This window comes from Rhodococcus shunpengi, assembly GCF_048381395.1.
GTDB lineage: Bacteria > Actinomycetota > Actinomycetes > Mycobacteriales > Mycobacteriaceae > Rhodococcus.
Genome location: NZ_JBLWIU010000036.1, coordinates 367,190 through 390,432, shown reverse-complemented (window position 1 = coordinate 390,432; position 23,243 = coordinate 367,190). Strand labels below are relative to the sequence as shown.

The window sequence follows — 23,243 nt, the reverse complement described above, 5'->3', positions numbered from 1 at the left end:
TCACCGACGATGGTACAGAACGTTACCGATCGGTCACGAGGGCCGTTCGGATGACGTACACCGGGACCGAGCACTCCACAGACGTCTCCTGAGCGGCCGGAAGGCGTCTCCCATAGGATCGCCGAATGCGGATTCTCTATGTGTGTACCGGAAACATCTGCCGATCACCCACCGCAGAAAGGCTGACCACCGCCTACGCGGCCGAGGCCGGTCGCGACGACCTCTCGGCGCACAGCGCCGGCACCCGGGCGATGGTCGGCTACGGCATGGAACCCACCGCGGCACTCGTGTTGCAGCAGCTCGGAGGCGATCCGGACGGATTCGCCGCGCGTCGGATCACCCCGCAGATCGCGGAGGACTCCGACATGATCATCACGATGAGCGAGCGGCACCGCGCCAAGGTCGTCCAGCTCGCACCGCGCAGGATGCGCGTGACGTTCACGCTGCGCGAGGCCGCCAGGCTGCAGAACGCCACCGGTGCGCGGACCATCGCAGAACTGACGACGGCCCGGGCGCAGATGTCTGCGCCCGGGCCGGAGGACATCGTCGACCCGATCGGCCGTGACGAGGAGACGTTCGTCACGGTCGGATCCGAGATCGCCGATCTGTTGCTACCTCTCCTCGCCGCTCTCCGAGCCTGAGTCGTTCACCGGGCGCCGCGGTGCGTGCACCACGGGTCGCGACAGCGGCTCGGCGGCGGAGTACGCCTGCGGCGCCTGGTAGGGCTCGCTGCCGTACCGCTCCGATGCCGGCTGCGGCGCCGGCGGGAACTGCTCCGTAGCGCGGTAGTGGTAGGCGTCGTTGCTCGGTGCCGGGTAGGCCTGCGTGGCCGGCGGCTCGGCGTGACGGTGACCGTTCTGCGGCCGGGCCGGTCCCTCGACGGGTGCCTGTGCCTGCGGGGCCGGCTGGGCGGCCGGTGCAGTCGGGGCCGGTGCACCGACGCGCTGCGTCGCCGGCGTGCTCGTCTGGGCGGCAGCCGGAGCGGCACCGTCCTTGTCGGAGCTGTAGTAGTACCGGTACTCGTAGGCACTGCCGCGGCCCTTGGTCGGGGTCATGGACAGAATCGTGCCCAGCACGGGCGCGTTGACCGAACGCAGGTTGCCGACGGCCCGCGCGAACTGCTCGCGGGTGGTCTTGCCGTAGCGCGCGATGAGCAGCGCACCGTCGGCGATGTTCGTGAGGATCGCCGCGTCGGTCACGGGCAGCAGCGGCGGTGCGTCGATGATGACGTAGTCGAAGCGCGACCGCAGGTCCTCGATGACCTCCCGCGCATGCGCGGAACCGAGCAGCTCGGACGGGTTGGGCGGCAGACCGCCGGCGGCGAGCACCCACATGCCGTCGAAGCGGGTCGGCTGGAGCACGTCCTCGAGTGCGGCCGTGTGAGCGAGCACGTTCGACAGGCCGGCGTCGCCGAGCGAGCCGAGGTACTTGGTCACACGCGGACGGCGCAGGTCGGCTTCGACGAGCACGACGGAGTGGCCGGCCTCGGCGAGCACCAGAGCCAGGTTGACGGCCGTGGTGGTCTTGCCCTCACTGGGCAGCGAGCTGGTGACGACGATCGCGCGCGGCGGGTTGTCGACCTCGAGGAACTGCAGGTTGGTCCGCATCTCGCGGTAGGCCTCGGCGTCGCCGCTGTTGGCTTCCGCGAAGACGATCGCCGGCTCTTCGTGACGGGCCTTGTCGAGCGGGATCACACCCACCACACCGGTGCCGGCGAGATCCTCGACGGCGTTGCGGTCCTTGATGGTGTTGTCGAGGCGGTCGCGCAGCACCGCGAGGGCGATACCGAGCAGCAGACCGACGGCCAGACCCAGCGCGACATTCCGCGTGGTCTTCGGCGTCACCGGCGACGACGGCGTGGCCGCGTACTGCTCGACCACCACGCGGGCCGTGGGCGGGCCGCCGTCCTCCGGGGTCTCGAGTTCGCGTGCCATGACGACGAACTCGTCCGACAGCGCGTTGGCGAGGTCGCGGGCACGCTCGGGCGACTCGTCGGTGACGGCGGTGTCGATGAGCACCGTGTCGGGGGTCGACGAGGCGGTCACCTTGCCGGCGAGATCGACGGCCGACATCTCGCCGAGACCGAGCTTGTCGAGGGTCCGCTGCGCGAGGGTGGTGCCCTCGAGCAGTTCGGTGTAGGAGGTGACTCGCTGCTGGGAGAACAGGTTGCCCTGGTAGATCTCCTGCACCGACGCGCCCGACGCGGTCGACACGAACAGGCGTGTCTTGGCTTCGTACTGGGGCGTGGTCAGCAGGGAGGCGCCGAGAGCGGCAAGCACCGCCACCACCGTCGTGACGGCGACGATCTTCCACCTCGCCTGCAGAATTCGCAGGTAATCATGTACTTCCATCAGGGCGTCTCCCTCGTTGCGGTAACACTGCGTGCGCACCCGGCGGGCGCGGTGTGGGGGTCGTCGTGGCGCTCGAGCACGCTGTCGAGCACCGGGCCGATCGCACGCACCGCGTCCGGATCGGCCAGTTCCGAGTGCGTGAACGGCACCGGATGTTCGACGACGAGACCGCGCACATACCGCTGCCAGGTGGCGGCGATATCGGGGTGCCGGTCGAGATCGGGTGCGGCGACCACCAGGTCGATGTCGCCGTCGTATTGGCCGAGGGTGTGCCGGCGCACCGCGTCTTCGACGGCCTGTGCGGCGGCGTCGGTGCGGCGCCGGACCTCGGCGACGAGTTCTTCGGGCAGCCCGGCGATGTCGGGTACGTTCTCTGCCGTCGGGTGGGGCTCGGCAGGCACAGTCTCGGGCGTGAGCGTGTCGAGCAGCACTACCGCACCGACCTGCTCTCCGTGCTCGCGTAGTTGCACGGCCATCTCGTGTGCGATGGTGCCGCCCACCGACCAGCCCAGCAGGTGGTAGGGACCATCGGCCCTCACCTTACGGATTTCGGCCACATACCGCGCGGCGAGTTCGCCGATGCTGTCCGGAATGTCGTCGAAGCCCGTTGCCTGCAGACCGTAGAGGGTGCGGCCGTCGAGGTGCTGCGCGAACCCGGCGTACATCCATGCGAGTCCGCTGATGGGGTGCACGCAGAACAGCGGCGGTTTCTCGTCACCGCGACCGGCGATTTCGACGAGGCTGCCGAGCGGGTCGCGTTCGTCGTCGCTGCGCGGGTCGCGCTCGTCATTACTGCGGCCGTGTTCGATGCGGTCGGCGAGCGACGCGAGATCCGGGCTGGTGAACAGCCATTCGACGGGAACGTCGGCGCCGAGCGCGTCGCGCAGTTCACCGGCGACGGTGACGGCGGCGATGGAACTGCCACCGAGATCGAAGAAGCTTCGGTCGGCGGAGATCTCGTCGACCGGCCGGTCGAGGTGGCGGGCGAACACCGCGGCGACGGTCTGCGCGATGCGTCCCTGCGGCGCGACATACGGTTCGTCGACGGCGGTGTCGGGGGCGGGCAGCGCCGCGCGGTCGACCTTGCCGGACGCCATCAGCGGCAACGCGTCGACGACGGTGATGCTCACCGGCCGCAGGTGACGCGGCAGATCGGCGACGAGCGCACGCCGCAACGCTGCCATGTCGGGTGCGGTGCCGGTCTCGGGCTGGATGTAGGAGACGAGCACGGTGTCGCCGTCACGTCCGGGATGCGGGACGGTCACGGCCGCCGCGACTCCCGAACGCCTCAGCAGCGCGGCGTCGACCTCGGCGGGTTCGATGCGGATGCCGTGGATCTTCACCTGGTCGTCGATGCGGGCCACGTAGTCCAGTACCCCGTTCGGCAGGATCCGAACCAGATCGCCCGTGCGGTACAGCCGCGACCCGCCGTCGTCGAACGGATCGGCGACGAATCGGGTTGCGGTGAGTCCGGATTCGTAGCGGTAGCCGCGGGCGGTGCTGTCGCCGGTCACGTAGAGCTCGCCGACGGTGCCGCGTGGCACGGGGTGCAGGCGCGAGTCGAGCACGTAGGCGGTGGCTCCCGCGACGGGCGTGCCGATGCTCGGCTTCTCGTCGCCGATGAGCGGGGCGGAATACGAGACGGCGACGGTGAATTCGGTGGGTCCGTAGCCGTTGACGATCCGGTGCCGCGACCAGCGGCCCACCAGCGCACCGGGCAGGGTCTCGCCCGCGGCGACGATCGTCGTCGGCTCGAGTGCCTCGGGGTCGAGAGTACCGAGCACGGTGGGCGTGAGGTTGAGGTGCGTGACGCGCTCGTCGACGATCAGCTCCTGCAGGGGTTCCCCGGCGAAGGTGTGGTCGGGGGCGATCACGAGGGCACCGCCGTGTGCGTGGGCGGAGAGCAGTTCGAAGATCGCGGCGTCGAAGGTGTGCGAGGCGACCTGCAGCACGCGCGATTCCGGTCCGAGATCGAGCAGGCCGGTCTGCACGTCGAGCAGCGCCGCGAGTCCGCGGTGGGTGACGTCGACACCCTTCGGGGTGCCCGTGGTGCCGGACGTGTAGATCGTGTAGGCGAGGTCGTCGGATGTCACTGCGGGACGTGGGGGTTCGACGGCGTCGAAGTCGATGCTGCGGTCGGCGGTGAGGTCGAGCCACGTCACGTGTCCGAGTTCGCGGTAGCCGACGGTCAGGCCGATGCGAGCGCCGGAGTCGGCGAGGATCGCAGCACTGCGGGCCTCGGGCTGGGTGAGGTCGACGGACACCCATGCCGCACCGAGTTTCGTGATCGCCCAGACGGCGAGCGGCCAGTACTCGCTGCGCGGCACGGCGATCGCGACGAGGTCTCCGCGTCGCACACCGTGGGAGGCGAGCACGGACGCGATCTCGTCGGCGCGGGCGTCGAGTCCGCCGTACGTCCACGCGACGGTGCCGGAGCGCACCGCGATGCGTCCGCGATGCCGCTCGACGGAAGTCTCCAGGATCTCGAGCAGCGTGCGCGGCGCGACGGCCGGAGCCGACAACGGTGCAGGCACCGGCACGGCGAGATCACCGACGGCGCGGTCGGGTTCGGCGAGCGCCGCGGCGAGCATCGCGACGAGGTCGGTGAGCATCGCGTCGCCGGTGGTGTCGTCGAACAGATCCGTCGCATAGACGAGGCGCAGGTCGAGTCCGGCCTCGCGCTCGACGAGTTCGACGACCACGTCGAACTGCGCGGCCGGTTCCCCGGCGTCGGTCTCGGCGATCTGCACGTCCGGCAGGTGCGGCAGCACCTCGCCGGCCTCGACGCGGTGCGTGAGCAGCACCTGGAAGAGCGGGCTGTACGACGGGTCGCGCCGCGGTGCGAGGCGGGCGACGACCTCGTCGAACGGCACGTCGGCGTGCGCGAGCGCGCCGAGGTCGGTGGTCCGCACGTCGCGCAGCAGGTCGGTGAACGGCCGCGACGGGTCGACGGCGGTGCGCAGCACGACGGTGCCGACGAACATGCCGACGAGCCGGTCGAGGCGCGCATCGGTGCGACCCGCGATGGCCGTGCCGACGGCGATGTCGGTGCGTCCGCTGCGACGCGCGAGCATCGCGGCGAGCACCGCGTGGACGAGCATGAATACGGTGACGTCGTGGCTGCGCGCAACGTCCCGGAGGCGTCGGTGGGTCTCGGCATCGAGCGTCGAGACGATCTGCGCGCCACGGTGGGTCGGCTGCGCGGGGCGCGGCCGGTCGGCGGGCAGCGGCAACGGGCTGTCGGGCAGGCCGGCGAGTGTGGTTGCCCAGTAGTCGAGTTGGCGGGCCGCGAGCGAGGCAGAGTCAGTGGCGTCGCCGAGCAGTTCGTGCTGCCAGCGCGCGTAGTCGCCGTAGGTGACGGGCAGCGACTCGAAGACCGGTGCTTCTCCCCCGCGACGCGCGGCGTAGGCGACGGCGAGATCGGTGAGCAGCGGGCCGACGGACGCGCCGTCGAACGCGATGTGGTGCACGGCGGCGGCGAGCACCCAGCGGCCGGGTTCGACGTCGAACAACCGGATCCGCATCGGGGCCTGCGTCGTGATGTCGAAGGGCGTGGTGATCGTGGCGGTCACGGCCGCGGCGACGTCCTCCGGCGCGGAGTGTTCGAGCACCGGCGGGTCGACGGGCACCTGCACGTCGTCGGTGAAGGCGGTGCGCAGCACGCGGTGGCGGTCGACGACGTCGCTCACCGCGGCGGTGAGGGCGTCGACGTCGAGGTCGCCGCTCAGCGTGAGCACGACCGGCACGAGATAGCCGGCGGTGCCGGTCTCGGCCCGCGCGACGATGCCGAGGCGGCGCTGCGCGGGCGCGATCGGGGTGGGGGTGTCGTCGTCGTAGTGCCGCAGCGCGACGCGCTGGTCGTCGCCGGATTCGATGCGGGCAGCGAGCACGGCGAGGGTCGGAGCGGCGAGCACCTCGCGCACCGGCACGTCGGTGCCGAACGCCTCGCTCAGGCGCGCCGCGAAGACGACGGCCGACAGCGAGTCGCCACCGGCGGTGAAGAACCCGCGGTGCGCGGCCGGGCGGGCGCCGAGCACGTCCTCGGCGACGGTGACGACGAGATCCTCGGCGTCGGTAAGCGGACGATCGAGGGCGGCGTCGTCGTCGAGTGCGGCGGCGTCGTGCAGTTCGAGCGCGGCGACGTCGAGCTTGCCGTTGGAGGTGAGGGGCAGCTGGTCGAGCGCGTGCACGCGGGTCGGCATGCGGTGCGGCGGTACGACGAGCGCGAGTCGCGCGGTGATGTCGTCGGCCGACAGGTCCGGTCCGGCCGCGAACGCGACGAGCGTGCCGCTCACCGCGACCACCGCGGCCTGCCGGATACCGGGCTGGGCGAGCAGCGTCGCTTCGAGTTCGCCGGGCTCGATGCGCACGCCGCGCACCTTGAGCTGGCGGTCGGTGCGGCCGAGATAGCCGAGGGTGTCGTCGACGCGGCGGTGGACGCGGTCGCCCGTGCGGTACATGCGGGCACCGCCAGGAGCGGCCACGAAGCGTTCGGCGGTGCGGGCCGGGTCGTCGAGATATCCGGCGGCGAGGCCCTCACCCGCGAGGTACAGCTCGCCGACGGCGCCGGCCGGCACGGGACGCAGGCGCGCGTCGAGCACGTGGGCGACGGTGCCGGGCACGGGCTTGCCGATGCTCGGGCGGGTGCCGGGTTCGATGTCGACGAGGGTCGCGACGATCGTGGCCTCGGTCGGACCGTAGGCGTCGAGCATCACGCGGCCGTCGGCCCAGCGAGCCGCGAGCGACGGCGACAGGGATTCGCCACCGGAGGCGACGACCTTCAGGTCGGGCAGTCCCTCGGGGTCGAGGGTGCCGAGCACCGTGGGGGTCGACAGGTAGTGGGTGATGCGTTGCTCGGCGAGGTAGCGGTGCAGATCCTGCCCGGCGTAGACGTCCGGGGGTGCGACGACGAGCGTCGCGCCGGTGGTGTGGGCGAGCAGCAGTTCGAGCAGCGCCGCGTCGAACTCGGGTGAATAGCCGTGCAGCACGCGGTCTCCGGGCTCGACCCGGTAGCGCTCGGCCACTTCGGCCGCGAGCGGGGCGAGTCCGCGGTGCGTCACCGCGACCCGCTTCGGGGTGCCGGTGGACCCGGAGGTGGACACGACGTAGGCGGTGCCGGGCAGGCACGTCTCCCCTGCCTGCCGCGAATGCGTGAAGGCCGCACCGGTCTTGGTGATGGCCCACAGGGTGCGGATGTAGTCGACGCTGCGCGGTGCGTCGATGCGCACGATCTTCCCGTCCCGCGCGCCGTCGGCCCGCAGCTCGTCGGCGAGGGTGTCGGACTGCTCGTCGAGTTCGCGGTAGGTGAGCGATTCGCCGTCGCCGCGCAGGGCTTCCCGGTCGGGATGGGCGGCGGCGGTGGCGCGCAGCATCTCGGCGAGTGTGCGTGCCGGGGCCGGTTCGCCGCCGTCGAGGGCGGCGGCCGGGGTGTCGACGGCCACTTCACCGATGGTCCTGTCGGGTGCACTCGCCAGGCTGCCGAGCAACGCGACGAAGCGGCTGACGAGCAGTTCGGCGGTGCGGCCGGCGAAGCGGGCGGCATCGAACACGAGCGTGCCGGTGTAGCCGTCGGGGCGCGGGGCGAGCGTGAACTGCAGGTCGAACTTCGGTGTGTCGTCGAGGACTTCGCGGGCCTCGACGGTGAGCTCTCCCAGGCTGATCGGGTCGATGCCGAAGTCCTGCAACGCCAACGCGACCTGCGGTGCGCCGCTCTGCCGCTCCGACAGTAGCTGCTCGTAGGGCACGGCGACGTGATCGAAGGCCGCGACGTCGAAGTCGCGGACCTGGCCGAGCAGTCCGGCGAACGACATGTCGGGGGCCACGCGGGCGCGCAGCACGAGGGTGTCGAGGAACGGGCCGACGAGGTCTTCGAGCTGCGCCCAGCGGCGTCCGCCCACCACGGCGGCGACGGCGATGTCGTCGCTGCCGCCGAGTCGCGCGAGCAGCACCGACAGCGCGGCGTGCAGCACCATGAACTCGGTGGCGCCGTGGGCGCGGGCGAGGTCGGCGAGCGCGTCGCGCACCTCGGCGGGCACCGTGAAGTCGACGCTGCGCGCACCGGTGTCGGTTCCGGTGGCGTCGGCGGGCAGTTCGGTGACGGTGAGTCCGTCGAGAGCGCGTCGCCAGTGCTCGAGGTCGCGCTCGGGGATGCCGCGTTCGGCTTCCCACAGGGCGTAGTCGGCGTACTGCAGCGGCAGCGGTTCCCACTGTGGTGCCGCACCGTTCACGCGCGCGAGATAGGCAAGCGTGAGGTCGCGCAGCAGCGGCCGCAGCGACGTGCCGTCGGCGATCGAATGGTCGACGTCGAGGTGCAGCACGTGCTGGTCGGGGCCGGTGCGTTCGAGTCGCACGCGCCACCGGTCGCTGCGCGGCGCTTCGTGCACCTGCTGGTACACGCCGTCGCCGTCGACGATGTAGTCGGTCCGCAGGATCTCGTGGCGCAGCGCGACGTCACCGAGCGCGGCCTGCAGGGCACCGAGGTCGAGCGGTCCACTCAGGTTGACCTCGCTGCGCAGCCGGTAGGCATCGGGGGCAAGGGAACTCAGTCCCCACAGACGACGCTGGGCACGGCTGAGCGGGATCCGTTCCGGTCGCGGCGACACGGCGACGGGTCCGGCGTCGATGTCGAAGCCACCGGCGTCGAGGGCGGCGGCGAGTGCGTCGACGGTGGGGTTCGCGAAGACGGTGCGCAGCGGTACGTCGGTGCCGGTCTCGTCGCGCAGGCGGCCGACGAGGACGGTGGCGAGCAGCGAGTTGCCGCCGACGGCGAAGAAGTCGTCGGTGCGTCCCACCGCGGTGCCGTCGCCGAGGACGTCGCCGATGATGCGAGCGACGAGCGCTTCGGTCTCCGTGCGCGGTTCGCTGCCTTCGCCGGCAGCGGGTTCGGGCAGTGCGGCGGCGTCGACCTTGCCGTGGGAGGTGAGCGGGATCGCGGCCAGCGGCACGATCGCGGTGGGCACGAGGTGCGCGGGCAGGACGGTGCGCAGCTGGGCTCGCAGATCTGCGTTGTCCAAATTACTGCCGTCGAGGTTCTCGCCGGTGACATAGGAGATGAGGCGGCCGCCGCGCACGAGCGTCACGGCGCGGTCGACGCCGTCGAGTGCGGTGAGGGCGGTGTCGATCTCGCCGGGCTCGATGCGCACGCCGCGCAGCTTGATCTGGTTGTCGCTGCGGCCGACGAATTCGAGGGCACCGGTGCGGGTCCAGCGCACGAGGTCGCCGGTGCGATAGCGGCGTCCGTCCGGTCCGGCGACGAACCGCGAGGCGGTGCGCGCGGCGGCGCCGCGGTAGCCCGACGCGAGTCGCGGTCCCGAGACGTACAGTTCGCCGACCACACCGGCGGGCACGGGGTGCAGCCGCTCGTCGAGGACCTCGACGGTGACGCCGCGGACGGGGGTGCCGATGACGATGTCGTCGCCCGGTCGCAGCGGCTGCGAGTTGGTGACGAACATCGTGGCCTCGGCCGGGCCGTAGCTGTTGACGAGAGTGCGCCCGTCTCCCCAACGATCGACGATCTCGCGGGTGAGCCGGTCGCCGCCGAGCACGAGCGTGCGCAGGGCCGGCAGATCGCGCACCGGCACGGTCGCGAGCGTCGACGGCGTCATCACCGCATGGGTGATCGCAGCGCTGTCGAGCAGGTCGCCGAGGGCAGCGCCGCCGTAGCTGTCGGCGTCGGCCACCACGAGCGTCGCGCCGGAGATGCCGGCGGTGAGCATCTCGAGCATCGCGGCGTCGAACGACGGTGCCGCGACGTGCAGGACGCGATCGCCCGGGAAGGCGGCGAGGTATTCGCCGATGTCCTCGGCGAACGCGCTCGCGGCGCGCTGGGTGACGGTGACGGCCTTGGGGTGTCCGGTGGTGCCGGAGGTGAAGACGAAGTAGGCGGGGGCGTCGGGCGCGGGATCGACGACGTCGGCGAGCGGTTCCTCGTCGTCGGAGGTCACCTCGAGCCACCGCACGGTTGCCGGAAGCGTCGGCGCTTCACCCACTCCCACGCGCACGTCGGCGAGCATCTCGGCCAGGCGCGCGGTGGGGGCGGTGGGGTCGACGAGCATGGGTGCGGCGCCGGCGCCGATGATGCCCCACACGGCGAGCACCGATTCGAGCGAGCGCGGGTAGGCACACGCGACCGGATCGCCCGGGCGCACCCCGGCGAGCTGGAGGCGCGCGGCGAGAGCGTCGGAATAGTAGAGCAGTTCGGGGTACGACAGTTCGCGGTCGTCGTCGACGATCGCGAGTTCCTCGCCACCGGCAGCCGCGCCCTGCGCGAGCCACTGGCGCAGCGACCGCGGCGCACCCGGCACAGCGCCGATGGTGGGCAGGTCGGCGTCGTCGTGCAGGGCGATCTCCCCGACCCGCACATCCGGATCCGCGACGGCCGCGCTCAGGATCGTGCGCAGACGGTCGGCGTAAGCGGCGACGGTGTCGGCGTCGTACAGGTCTGTGCTGTAGAAGAATTCGAGGTCGATGCCGTCCTGCTGCTCGGTGACGGTGACCTGCACGTCGACGTTGACCGTTTCGGTGTCGACGGGTGCGGCGGTGACGTTGAGGCCGGGCAGCGCGAAGGTCGACGCGACGGGTCGTGCCTGCGACAGCGCGATCTGGAACAGCGGGTGCCGCGCTTCGCTGCGGGCGGGCTGCAGCTTCTCGACGAGCGTCTCGAACGGTGCGTCCGGGTTGCTGTAGGCGGCGAGGTCGCGGCGGTGCACCTGCGTGAGCAGGTCGGTGAAGGTGGCGTCGGGGTCGACGTCGGTGCGCAACACGAGGGTGCCGGCGAACATGCCGACGACGTCGTCGAGCTGCGGGTCGCCGCGACCGGAGACGGCGGTGCCGATGGGGATGTCGCGACCGGCACCGTGCCGCGCGAGCAGTGCCGCGAGGGCGGCGTGCAGCACCATGAACACCGTCGCGCGACCCTCACGGGCCAGCGTGTGCAGTCCGCGGACGAGGTCGGCGTCGAGCGAGACGGTATGGGCGGCGCCGTGTCCGGTGGGCTGTGCGGGGCGCGGCCGGTCGCCGGGCAGGGTCACCTCGTCGGGCAGGTCGGCGAGTTCGCCCAGCCAGAACGGGATCTGCTCGTCGGCGACGCTGCGCTGCCACCGCGCGTAGTCCGTGTACTGGACGGGCAACTCCGGGAGTTCGGGGGTCGCGCCGGTGAGGCGGGCGTCGTAGGCGACGGCGATGTCGCGCAGCAGCGGCATGAGCGACCAGCCGTCGGCCGCGATGTGGTGCAGGACGACGAGCAGCACGTGCCGGCCGGGTGCCGTCCGGTACAGCCGCATGCGGGCCGGGGGGTCGACGGTGAGGTCGAATCCGGTGGTGGCGTAGTCGCGGACGAACTCGTCGAGGGCATCCTCCGGCACGGCCACCGGGTCGAGATCGGGGCGCGCGGCGGGCAGCACGGTGTACTCGTCGGCGGCCGGGTAGACGGTGCGCAGCGTGCGGTGCCGTTCGAGCACATCCGCCACCGCGGCGGCGAGGGCGTCGACGTCGAGCGTCCCGTCGAGTCGCACTGCGAAGGGCAGGTTGTAGCTCGGGGACGCCGGGTCGAAACGGTTGATGAACCACAGGCGCTGCTGCGCCGCCGACAGCGGAGCCGGTGCGTCGGGGTCGGCGACGAGAGGCACACGGCGCGAACCGGTCTCACCGTGCTCGTCGACGAAGTCGGCGAGCGCTGCGACGGTGCGGTTCTCGAAGACGTCGCGCACGGTGACATCGGTGTCGAGCACGTCCGACAGGCGACCGGCCAGACGCGTGGCGAGCAGCGAGTTGCCACCGAGGTGGAAGAAGTCGTCGTCGGCGCCGAGGGTTCCCGGGGCGATGCCGAGCAGTTCGGCGCACACGTCCGCGACGAGTTCCTCGACCGGTCCGTGTGGTGCCGCTCCTCCACCGGCCGTGACGTCGGGGGTGGGCAGCGCGGCGCGGTCGAGTTTGCCGTTGGCGGTGAGCGGCAGTGCGTCGAGGACCACGGCGGCCGACGGCACGAGGTAGTCGGGCAGGCTGCGGCGCAGGTCGCGCAGGGCCGCGGTGGCGTCGCCACCGACGAGATAGGCGACGAGGCGGTCGTCGCGCAGCAGCACGACGGCCTGGCGCACGCCCTCGCTGCGCAGCAGGGCGGCTTCGATCTCGCCGGGTTCGATGCGATAGCCGCGCAGTTCGATCTGCTGGTCGGCGCGACCGAGATAGTGCAGGGCACCGCCGGTGTCGCGGCGGCCGAGGTCGCCGGTGCGGTAGCGGCGGGTGCCACCGGGGGCGGCGACGAAGCGGGTCGCGGTCTGGCCGGGACGTCCGCGGTAGCCGCGCGCGAGTTGGTCTCCGCGCACGTACAGTTCGCCGATCGCGCCGGGCAGTGCGGGTCGCAGCGACGAGTCGAGCACGTCCACAGCGAGACCGGGCAGCGGCGTTCCGATGCCGGTCGCGGTGGCGTCGCCGAAGGTCACATGCACGGTGGTCTCGGTGATGCCGAACATGTTGACCGCCCGCACATGCGGATGACGCTCGGCCCACGGGCGCACGCGCGCGGGGTCGAGGGCTTCGCCGCCGAAGATCAGCAGCCGCAGGTCCTCGAGCGGCGCGTGATCGGTGGCGGCGAGCTGGTAGAAGGCCGTGGGGGTCTGATTGAGCACGGTCACCCGGTTGCTCGTGAGCACATCCACGAAGGCGGCTGGGTCGCGCACGGTGAGGTGGTCGACCACGACAACAGACGCGCCGGTGGCGAGCGGTGCCCACATCTCCCACACGGAGAAGTCGAAGGCCGGCGAGTGGAACAGCGTCCACACGTCGTCGGCGCGCAGTCCGAATTCGTCGACGGTCGCGGCGAGCAGCGACAGCACGTTGCGGTGCGTCACCTGTACGCCCTTGGGGGTTCCGGTGGAACCGGACGTGTAGACGATGTAGGCGCCGAGATCCGCGACGAGCGGGAAGTCGAACAGGGCACCGTCGTCGAGGCGGCCGGCGACCTCCGGGTCGTCGAGTCGCAGCGTCGGCACGCGGACGTCGGTGAAGTTGCTGTCGGTGACGACCAGGGAGGGCTGCGCGTCGTCGAACAGGGCCTGCAGGCGCGTCGCGGGATGCGTGACGTCGACGGGCAGGTAGATCCCGCCGGCGCGGGAGACGGCGAGGATCGCGACGACGAGGTCGGGGGTCCGCGGCAGCGCGACGGCCACGACGTCCTCGGCGGTGACGCCGCGTTCGCGGAGGAGTTTGGCGAGCGCGCCCGAGCGCGACCACAGCGCGCCGTAGCTGAGGGAGTACCCGTCCCCCACCACGGCGACGGCCGCAGGATCGTCGGCCACGCGTTGCGCGACCAGCTCGGGCAGCGACTCTGCCGGAAGTTGTTGCGCGACGCCGACGGGGGTGAGGTCGGCGTCGCCCAACTCGATACCGCCGACCGACACAGCCGGGTCGGCGGTAACGGCATCGAGGATACGCACGAACCACGACTGCCACTGCACAATCGTGTGCGAATCCACAAGTTCGTCCGCGTACGTAAGGATCGTTTCCAAACCGGCCGGCACACCGGTCTCGGAACGACGTTCGCGGACGGTCAGCTCGAGGTCGACGCGTGCCGTGCCCACCGGGATCTCGCGGATAGTCCTGGAGCTGCCGGGCAGCGTGAACTCGTCGAGCGAGAACGACTCGTACGCCAGGATGACCTGGAACAACGGGTGGTGCGCGTCGGTGCCGGCACCTACCGCGTCGACGATGCGATCGAACGGCACGTCGGCGTGGGCGAAGGCGTCGAGATCGGCGCGACGGGTGTCGGCGAGCAGGTCGGCGAAGGTGCGGCGCGGATGCACCCGCAACCGCAGCGGCACGGTGCCGACGAACATGCCCACCACGTCGTCGACCGCGGCATCGCTGCGTCCGGAGACCGGCGTGCCGATGGTGACGTCGTCGGTGGCGGCGAGCGCCGACAGCAGCGTCGCGAAGGCCGCGTGCATCACCATGAACGGCGTGACGTCGTGGGCGCGGGCGAGCTTGTCGATCGCGGCGTGCAGTTCGGCGGGGATCGTGAAACTCGCACGACCCGCGGTACCGGTGGTCGCCGCGCTACGGGGACGGTCGGTGGGCAACGCGAGCAACGGCGGCACGTCGCCGAGGGTCTGCCTCCAGAAGGCGAGCTGACGGGACGCGAGGCTGTCGGGATCGTTCTCGTCGCCGAGCACGGCCCGGTGCCAGCGCGCATAGTCGCGGTAGGTGACCGCCGGTGCCGGCAGGTCCAACGACTCCCCGTCGCGGTGGGCACGGTAGGCGGCGACGGCGTCGCGGCCGAGCGGCAGCAGCGACAGGCCGTCGGCGGCGATGTGGTCGATCACCACGGCGAGCACGTAGCCGGAGTCCGTCCGGTACAGCCGGGTGCGGATCGGCGGATCGACGGTGAGATCGAAACGTGCGCGAGCGAATTCGGTCAGCTTCGCATCGAGGTCGGCGCCGGCGTCGACGGGCTCGAAGTCGAGCGCCACCGACGGCAGCACGTGCTGGTGCGGGCCGGACGGGCTGTCAGGGAAAACGGTGCGCAGCGAGTCGTGGCGGGCCAGCACGGTGGCGGCTGCCGCGCGCACGGCGTCGAGGTCGGTATCGGCGTCGAGGTCGAGCGCGAAGGCGATGTGGTCGCCGCCGTCGATGCGGTCGGCCACGTCGAACCGGTTGAGCAGCCACATGCGCTGCTGCGCCGGTGCGAGCGGCGCGTCGCTGTCGTCATCGACGTGCACGAGCGGCAAGTGCTCACCGGTGGGTTCCTCGGCGAGCAGGTTCGCGAGTTCGGTGACGGTGGGGTGCTCGAAGATGTCGCGCACACCCACCCGGCGACCCGCGACTCCCCGCAGGCGCGCGGCGAGCTGGGTCGCGAGCAGCGAGTTGCCGCCGACGGCGAAGAAATCGTCGGATCCGGCGACGCTCGGCAGATCCAGCAGGTCGGCGACGACACCGGCCACGAGTTCTTCGGTGGCGCTGCGATATCCGTCGGTGCGGGTCGCGGTGACCTCCGGCTCGGGCAGCGCGGCGCGGTCGATCTTGCCGGTGCTGGTGAGCGGGAACGCGTCGAGCACGGTGACGGTCGCGGGCACCATGTGCCGCGGCAGCCGCTCGGCGGCCCATTCGCGGATCTCGTGCGGGTCGAGGCGGCCGTTGCGGCTGTGCACGTAGGCGGCGAGGGTGTCGCCGCGCACGACGGTCACGGCGGTGCCGATGCCCGGGTGGGTCTGCAGGGTCGCGTCGATCTCGCCGAGTTCGATGCGGAAGCCGCGGATCTTGACCTGGTGGTCGCTGCGGCCGACGAATTCGAGGGCGCGGTCGTCGTCGTGTCCCGTCCAGCGGACGAGATCGCCTGTGCGGTAGAGGCGTCCGGTGCCGAAGGGATTGGCAACGAATCGGTCGGCGGTGAGTGCGGGTGCGTCGAGGTAGCCGCGGGCGACGCCCTGTCCCCCGAGATACAGCTCGCCGGTCACACCTTCGGGCACGGGCCGCAGGCGTTCGCTGAGCACCACCGCGGTGACGCCGACGAGGCCGGTGCCGATGGTGAGCCGGTCGCCGGGTGCGAAGGGTTCGCTCGACGTAGCGAGCACCGTCGTCTCGGTGGGACCGTAGACGTTGAGCAGGGTGCGTCCGGGCGCCCAGCGTTCGGCGGTCTCGACCGGCCATGCCTCGCCGCCGATCGCGATGGTGCGCAGGGCGTCGAGTCCGGTGGGGTCGAGCTGGGTGGGCACCGAGGGCGTCGAGAACCAGTGGGTGATGCCTTCGGAGCGAAGCAGTTCCACGAGTTCGTCGCCACCGAACAGGTCGGCGGGCGCAACTACCAGCGTGCCGCCGGAGGTGAGCGCCAAGACGTATTCGAGCACCGCGCCGTCGAAGGCAGGGGTGGCGAAGTGCAACACCCGTGCGTCGGTTGCGGTGTCCGAGATGGTGGGCAGGTCGAAGCGTTCGACGAACGACTGCGCGAGCGGGCCGAGTCCGCGATGCGAGACCACCACGCCCTTGGGCCGGCCGGTGGAGCCCGAGGTGTAGACGACGTAGGCGGTGTTGTCGACGTCCAGCGGCCGCACACGATCCGCGTCGGTGATCGGGCGGGTGTCGCCCTCGAGGGTGAACGCGATCGGCTCGACCCCGTCGGGCAGCGCGACGTCGCCGTCGACGATCGCGTACCGCGCGCCGGATGCGCCGAGCAGCTGAGCGATGCGTGCGGCGGGCTGGTTGGGGTCGACGGGCACGAAGGCCGCGCCGCTCAGCGCGACCGCCGCGGCGGCAAGCACCGAACGCGTCGACCGCGAGAGCACGACGGCCACACGGTCTTCCGTGCCGATGCCCTGCTCGATCAGCGTCCACGCGAGCGGGCGTGCCGCCGTGCGGATCTCGACGGCCTGTCCCCCGGGTTCGGTCACGCACGTCGGCGATCGGTCGATGATCTCGGCGAAGGTCGCCTCCGGGCCGGGTTCGGCCGGTTCGACGGAAAGCGTGCCGAGGTCGAGGTCGCCGACGGGCAGCGACGGATGCTGCGCGACCTGCTCGAGCACTCCGCTCAGGCGGGTTACCCAGCGGGCGATGGTGTCGTCGTCGAACAGTTTCGTGTCGTAGACGAGGCGGCCGGTGAGCGATCCGTCGCGCAGTTCGCGCAACGAGATCTCGAGGTCGAATCGTGCCTGCGACGAGGCGATCTCCTGCGGCCGCACCGTGAGGCCGGGAAGTTCGAGGTCGGGCACGTCCACGTTGTCGTAGGCGAGCATCACGTGGAAGGGCGAGAAGCCCAGGGCGTCGACGACGTAGTCGAACGGCACGGTGGCGTGCGCGAAGGCGTCGAGGTCGGTGTCGCGGGCCTGCGTGAGCAGCGAGGTGAACGGCTGGGCCGGGTCGACATTCGTCCGCAGGGTGACGGTGCCGACGAACATACCGACGAGCGCGTCGAGGTCGGGGTGGTCGCGACCGGCCGTTCCGGTGCCGATGGCGATGTCGTGCCCGGAGGTCCAGGCGGCGAGCCACACGGCGACGGCGGCGTGCACGGCCATGAAAGTGGTGGCGTCGTGCGCGGCGGCGACGGACCGCAGTGCCGCGACCTGCTCGGCCGGCACCGTGAAGTCCACGGCCGCGGCGGGACCGAAGCCACCGTTGCGGGGACGGTCGGTGGGCAGCGGCGCTGCGTCGGCGAGACCGTCGAGTGTGCGTGTCCAGTAGTCGATCTCGCGACCGGCGCGGGTGTCGGGCGCAGTCGGGTCACCGAGGCGATCGAGGTGCCACTGCGCGTAGTGCCGGTAGTGCAGCGGCAGCGGCGTCCACGCGGGCGCCTCCCCGGCCGTGCGGGCGAGGTAGGCGGTGGCGACGTCGGCGGTGAGCGGCACGAACGACGCACCGTCGAGCGCGATGTGATGTGCGACGACGGCGAGCACGTGCTTGTCGTCGGCGAGTCGCAGCAGGCGGATCCGGAACGGGATCTGCGCGGTGAGGTCGAACGGTTCGGCCGCCCACTCGGTGATGAGCGCTTCGACGTCGCCGTCGGCCGCTTCGGGTTCGAGAGCGAGGCCGGCGACGGCACGCTCGAGCGGCAGCACGTCCTGCACCGGGCCGTCGAGCTCGAGGCGGAACAGCGTGCGGAGGGCTTCGTGCCGGTCGAGGACGTCCACCACCGCGGCCTGCAGAGCCGGCAGGTCGAGGGCGCCGTCGAGGTGCAACGCGAACGGCAGGTGGTAGGCGGCAGGGTCGCCATGTGCCCGGGCGAGCAGGAACAGTCGGCGCTGCGCGGGAGCGAGCGGCGACGGTCCGGTGTCGGGGGTGGCGACGGGTCGCGATTCCGATTCGGGTCGCGTCGCTGCGGCGGCCGCAAGGCTGGCGACGGTCGGGTGGGCGAACACGTCGCGCAACTGCACGTCGCGGCCCAGTGCAGCACCGAGACGGGCGGCGAGCTGCGCAGCGCCGAGCGAGTGACCGCCGAGCGCGAAGAAGTCGTCATCGGCTCCGATGTCGTCGATGCCGATGAGTTCGGCGAACAGCTCGGCGACGATCTTCTCGCTCGGGCCGTTGGGCGGCCGTGATCCGACGGCCACAGCACGCTCGGGCGCGGGCAGCGCGCGCCGGTCGACCTTGCCGCCCGGCGTGAGCGGCAGCGCGTCGAGCACCGTGATCGACGACGGACGCAGATAGGTGGGCAGTTCGTCGGCGAGACGGACGGTGAGGTCGGCGGGGTCGACGTCGCCCACGACGTAGGCGGCGATGTGCTCGCCGTGCACGGTGACGGTCGCGGCCTGCACCTCGTCGAAGGCGATGAGCGCGGCTTCGATCTCGCCGAGTTCGATGCGGTAGCCGCGGATCTTCACCTGCTGGTCGGCGCGGCCGAGGAATTCGAGGTGGCCGTCGGTGATCCAGCGGGCGCGGTCGCCCGTGCGGTACATGCGGCCACCGAACGGTGAGGCGACGAAGCGTTCGGCGGTGAGGGCCGGTGCGCCGAGATAGCCGCGTGCGACGCCCGGTCCCCCGAGATACAGCTCGCCGATCACGCCAGCGGGCACGGGATGCAGACGGGCGTCGAGGACGACGGCGGTCATGCCGTCGATCGGCCGGCCGATCGGCACGCCCGCGCCGGGCTGCAGCGGATCGCTGAGGGTCGCGAGGATCGTGGTCTCGGTGGGTCCGTAGGCGTTGAGCATGGTGCGGCCGGTGGACCAGCGGTCGGCCACGGCCTGCGGCAGTACTTCGCCACCGGCGTCGAGAACCTGCAGGTCGGGCAGGCCGTCGTCGGGGGTGACAGCGAGGATCGCCGGTGCGGTGATCGCATGGGTGACGGCTTCGTTGCGCAGCAGGGTTGCCAGGGCCGGTCCGCCGACGGCGTCGGGCGGGCAGATCACCAGGGTGGCGCCGGCGTCGAAGGCGAGGAGCAGTTCCTGCAGCGATGCGTCGAATGACGGCGACGCGAGGTGCAGCACGCGCGACGTCTCGTCGGCGCGGTAGCGATCGCGCAGCGTCGACACGAGCGCCGACACACCGCCGTGCCCCACCGCGACGGCCTTCGGGGTGCCGGTGGAACCGGAGGTGTGGATGACCCACGCCGTGTTGTCGACGTGCAGCGGCCCCAGGCGATGCTCCGCGGTGAACGTCTCGCCGGACCCGTCGGGGGGCGGCGCGACGCGGGTGACGTGCTCGGGCAGCGCCGGGTGGTCGTGGGCGACGGCGATCCGCACGTCGCGCAGCACCTGCTCGAGGCGGCGGGCGGGAAGTTCGGGGTCAAGCGGGGTGTAGGCGGCACCGGTCTTGGTGACGGCCCACAATGCGACCACCGAATCGATCGAGCGAGACAGCAGCACCGCGACGCGCTCTTCGGGTCCGACACCGGCCGCGACCAGCGCATGAGCGAGCGCGTCGGAGCGAGCGTCGAGTTCGCGGTAGGTGATGCTGTCGTGTCCATCCACGACGGCGACGGTGTCGCTCGCGGCGTGGCGGGTGAGGACGTCGGGCAGCAGTTCGGGCTCGGGGGCGGTGCGTCCGCGTGCGGGAGCCAGGCCGTCGAGTTCGGCCGGGTCGGCGAGGGCGAGATCGCCCACCGCGACGCCCGCGTTCTGCACGAACTCCTTCAGGAATCCGCGGAAACGGCTGTGCAACGACGAGAGGTGCTCGTCGCTGTAGAGATTGGGGTTGGCCTCGAAGTCGACGCGCATCGTGCGGCCGGCGACGCCCGGGTAGACGTTGACGGCGAGATCGTCGATCGGACCGCTGGACTGGTGGTGGTACTCCCCCGTCACGTCGCCGAAGGCGATCTCGGGATGGAACATCATCAGGTTGACGGTGGGGCCGAACGGGCTCGCCGCCTCGTCGCGGGAGCGGCCGAGGCTGCGCAGATCCGCGAGCATGTCTTCGTACCGGTACCGCTGGTGGCGCAGGGTGCTGCTCAGTTCCACCTGCACGTCGCGGATGAGTTCGACCGGTGTTGCTGCGGGATCCACACATAGGCGCATCGGCACGACATTGGCGAGAACGCCAGCGGACCGACGTAGCGCGGCGGTGGTGCGGGCGGAGACGGGCAGGCTGAGCACGACGTCGACCACGCCCGTCGTCCGGGCGAGGAACGCGCCGAACGCTGCGAGGACGATCGGCACGTCGGTGGAGTTCGCGTCGTGGGCGAGCGCCGAGACCGCGGCCGCCGTGTCGGCGTCGAGTTCGGAGTTCGCTCGACGTGCCGGCACCCCGAGAGGTGCTTCGTGATCGACGAACGACACGGATTCGGGCAGGTCGGCGAGGCGCTCGAGCCAGTGCTGTCGGTCGGTGTCCTGACGCTTCGAGCCCACATAGGCGGCCTCGACTTCGAGAATGTCGGCAATCGGCATCGCCTTGAGCGGCGGCGCCTCGGAGCCGGAGACCCACGCCGAATACAACTCGGCGGCGCGGTTGAGCATGTTGACCGCGCCCTGGCCGTCGAGCGCGATGTGGTGGACGTAGCTCGACAGGAAATAGCGGTCGTCGCTGATTTGCAGCACCGTCGTGAAGATCGACCGATCGTGCAGCAGATCCAACGGGCTCGTGTAGCGCTCGGTCATCCACTCGGATGCCGCTTGCTCTGGGTCTGTCTCGGAACGGAAGTCGATGTACGGAACATCGTCGTCGAACGCGACGTCAACATATTGGTACGGCACGCCATCGACGTTGGTGAAGAACAAGAAACCCGACTCGACATCGCGCGCAGCCTGCACACACGCATCACGCAAGAGCTCGATGTCGAGTTCGCCGATAAGCTCGACGTACTGCGCGGTGGTGAAAGGTACGTCTGGATGCAGCAACTGCGCATACCAGAGACCCCGCTGACTCGGGGACAGCGGAAGTAGATGCACCACGCTCCCCTCGTCCTCCCGACACAATTCAGGACATGGGAAGTGCAGAACCCTCCCCTGTCGTGCGATCGTGGACGAAGCCTCCCAACTCCACTGTCACGATCACCGTGCAGAAGTTTACTTACAGTCACTGTTACCCACCACTTGAACGATCGGCCAGATCGAAATCGGGTTATCGTCTCGAGCGGAAACCACGAAGGGGGCACAAGCGGCGTGAACGATGTTACCGGTGAGTCAGTTTCGCCCGAACCGGGTCGACGCAAGGTGCGCAGGCGCCTGTCGGACGAGGAGATCGCAGCTCAGCGCAGGAAGCGCCGGCGCGTGCAAATCGGCTGCGGCGTAGGCGCACTCGCCGTCGTCGGATTCATCGGCTGGCTGGGTTACGAAGGCATGCAGGCGAAGTCGAACCTCGAGAAGGCACAGGACTTCGCGATGCAGGCGAAAGACGCACTGCTCGCAGGCGATAGCGGCAGGGCCCGCATCGTCGCGGGCGACGCCGATCGTTATGCCCAGGACGCCCAGGGTTCGGTCGACTCGGTGCCGTGGCGTGTTGCCGGCACCATTCCATTCTTAGGAAGCCCGTTCGATTCCACTCGCCAGATGACCACTATTGTGAGCGGTCTCACAGAGCAGGTTCTCCTCCCCGCGGTCGACGCAGGTAGTGCAGTCTCTCCTGATCAATTGATTTTGGACGGCGCACGCATCAATCTCGCCGCTCTTCGCGACGCCGCACCCGTCCTCGAGACGACGTCCGCGGCCATCAGCAACCTCAACGAGCAGGCTCAGAACGTCGACAGCACGTGGCTCGGTCTGATCGACGACGCGCGGGTCGATCTGCAGGAGCAGGTGTCTGAGTTGTCCGGCCTGCTGAACAACACGTCGCTCGCTGCGCAGATCGCGCCGGCCATGCTGGGCGCAGACGGGCCGCGCAGTTACTTCGTCGGTTTCCAGACGAACGCAGAGGCACGCGGTACAGGCGGCCTACTCGGCGGTTTCACGGTGATCCGAGCAAACGATGGCGCTGTCTCCGTCGACGACGTCACGAGCAACCGGGAATTCCGATTCGACTACGACCCGATCGACCTCGGTCCCGATTTCCAGCGTGCGTACGGCCACAGCCGGCCTACGCAGGACTTCCGCAACAGCAATGTGAGTCCGCACTTCCCGTATGCGGGCCAGATCTGGCAGTCGATGTGGCAGCAGGAGACCGGTGAACGGGTTGATGGCGCAATTGCGACCGACCCTGTGGCACTGAGTTATGTTCTCGACGTAGTCGGGGACGTCACTCTGCCTGGTGGGGAGAAGGTCACTGCCAACAACGTGGTCGAGCTGACCGAATCAACGGCCTATTCGCGCTTCGGCGACGATCAGGCAGCTCGGAAGCGCTATCTCGAGACGGTTGCAAAGACTGTCGTACAGAAGCTCACCGGAAGCATTTCACGTCCTCAAGCCCTCCTGGAAGCGTTGGGGCGCGCAGCAGGCGAAGGCCGACTCGCTGTCTGGAGTTCAGTCCCGGACGAGCAGGCGGTGCTGGAAACGACTCCATTGGGTCACGTCGTTCCTGATGACGCAACGCCATACGCAGAAGTGGTAGTCAACAATCTCGGCGGGAACAAACTCGACTACTACTTGAGTCGGGAGATCGAATACACCGCAGAGTCATGCGAGGGAGAGACCCGCAACTCGAAAGTGGCGGTACGACTGACCAATAGCGTTCCTCCCGGAAACTACACCGACTACGTCGCCGGCATGTTCGATAATCCCGTCGGGGCTCCGGTCGGTACGAATCTCACCGATCTCGGATTGTTGGCGACTCAAGGTGCAAAGTTGAACAAAGTCACCGTCGACGGGCGTCCAGCGTTCGCCTACACCGCAGCAGAAAGGGGGCACCCCATGTTCAACGTACAAGCGTCTATTCCCCCTGGTGAGACTGTTGAAGTGGTCTACGAGCTGACCGAGCCCACCGCAAGTGGGAGCGCTCGCATCCCTGTTCAACCGCTGATCGACGATCCCCGTGTGGTGGCGGACGTACCGGTGTGCGGGTAAATCCTGTTTGATCTCTCCAGAAATACTTATGGCCACGAGACTG

The 23,243-nt window shown here is 70.3% G+C and carries 4 protein-coding genes; 2 read left to right on the top strand and 2 right to left on the bottom strand.

Annotated features, from left to right (window positions below):
- Positions 1-125: 125 nt before the first annotated feature.
- Positions 126-641, top strand: a complete 516-nt coding sequence (locus ACNJ7K_RS25955) for an arsenate reductase/protein-tyrosine-phosphatase family protein (RefSeq protein WP_120280268.1) — start codon at positions 126-128, stop codon at positions 639-641.
- Here ACNJ7K_RS25955 and ACNJ7K_RS25950 read toward each other — a convergent pair.
- On the bottom strand, positions 612-2,351 hold the full coding sequence (locus tag ACNJ7K_RS25950; protein WP_487042480.1) for a tyrosine-protein kinase domain-containing protein: 1,740 nt from the start codon (positions 2,349-2,351) through the stop codon (positions 612-614). The two genes, ACNJ7K_RS25955 and ACNJ7K_RS25950, sit on opposite strands and share 30 nt — an antisense overlap.
- Positions 2,351-21,154, bottom strand: coding sequence for a non-ribosomal peptide synthetase (locus ACNJ7K_RS25945; RefSeq protein ID WP_487042579.1), 18,804 nt, complete (start codon positions 21,152-21,154; stop codon positions 2,351-2,353). Before ACNJ7K_RS25945 ends, ACNJ7K_RS25950 begins: the two co-directional genes overlap by 1 nt.
- Positions 21,155-21,367: 213 nt before the next feature.
- Between ACNJ7K_RS25945 and ACNJ7K_RS25940 the strand changes: the two genes are divergently transcribed.
- Positions 21,368-23,200: a DUF4012 domain-containing protein gene (locus ACNJ7K_RS25940; RefSeq protein ID WP_487042479.1), complete on the top strand. Its 1,833-nt coding sequence runs from the start codon at positions 21,368-21,370 to the stop codon at positions 23,198-23,200.
- The last annotated feature ends 43 nt before the right edge of the window (positions 23,201-23,243 follow it).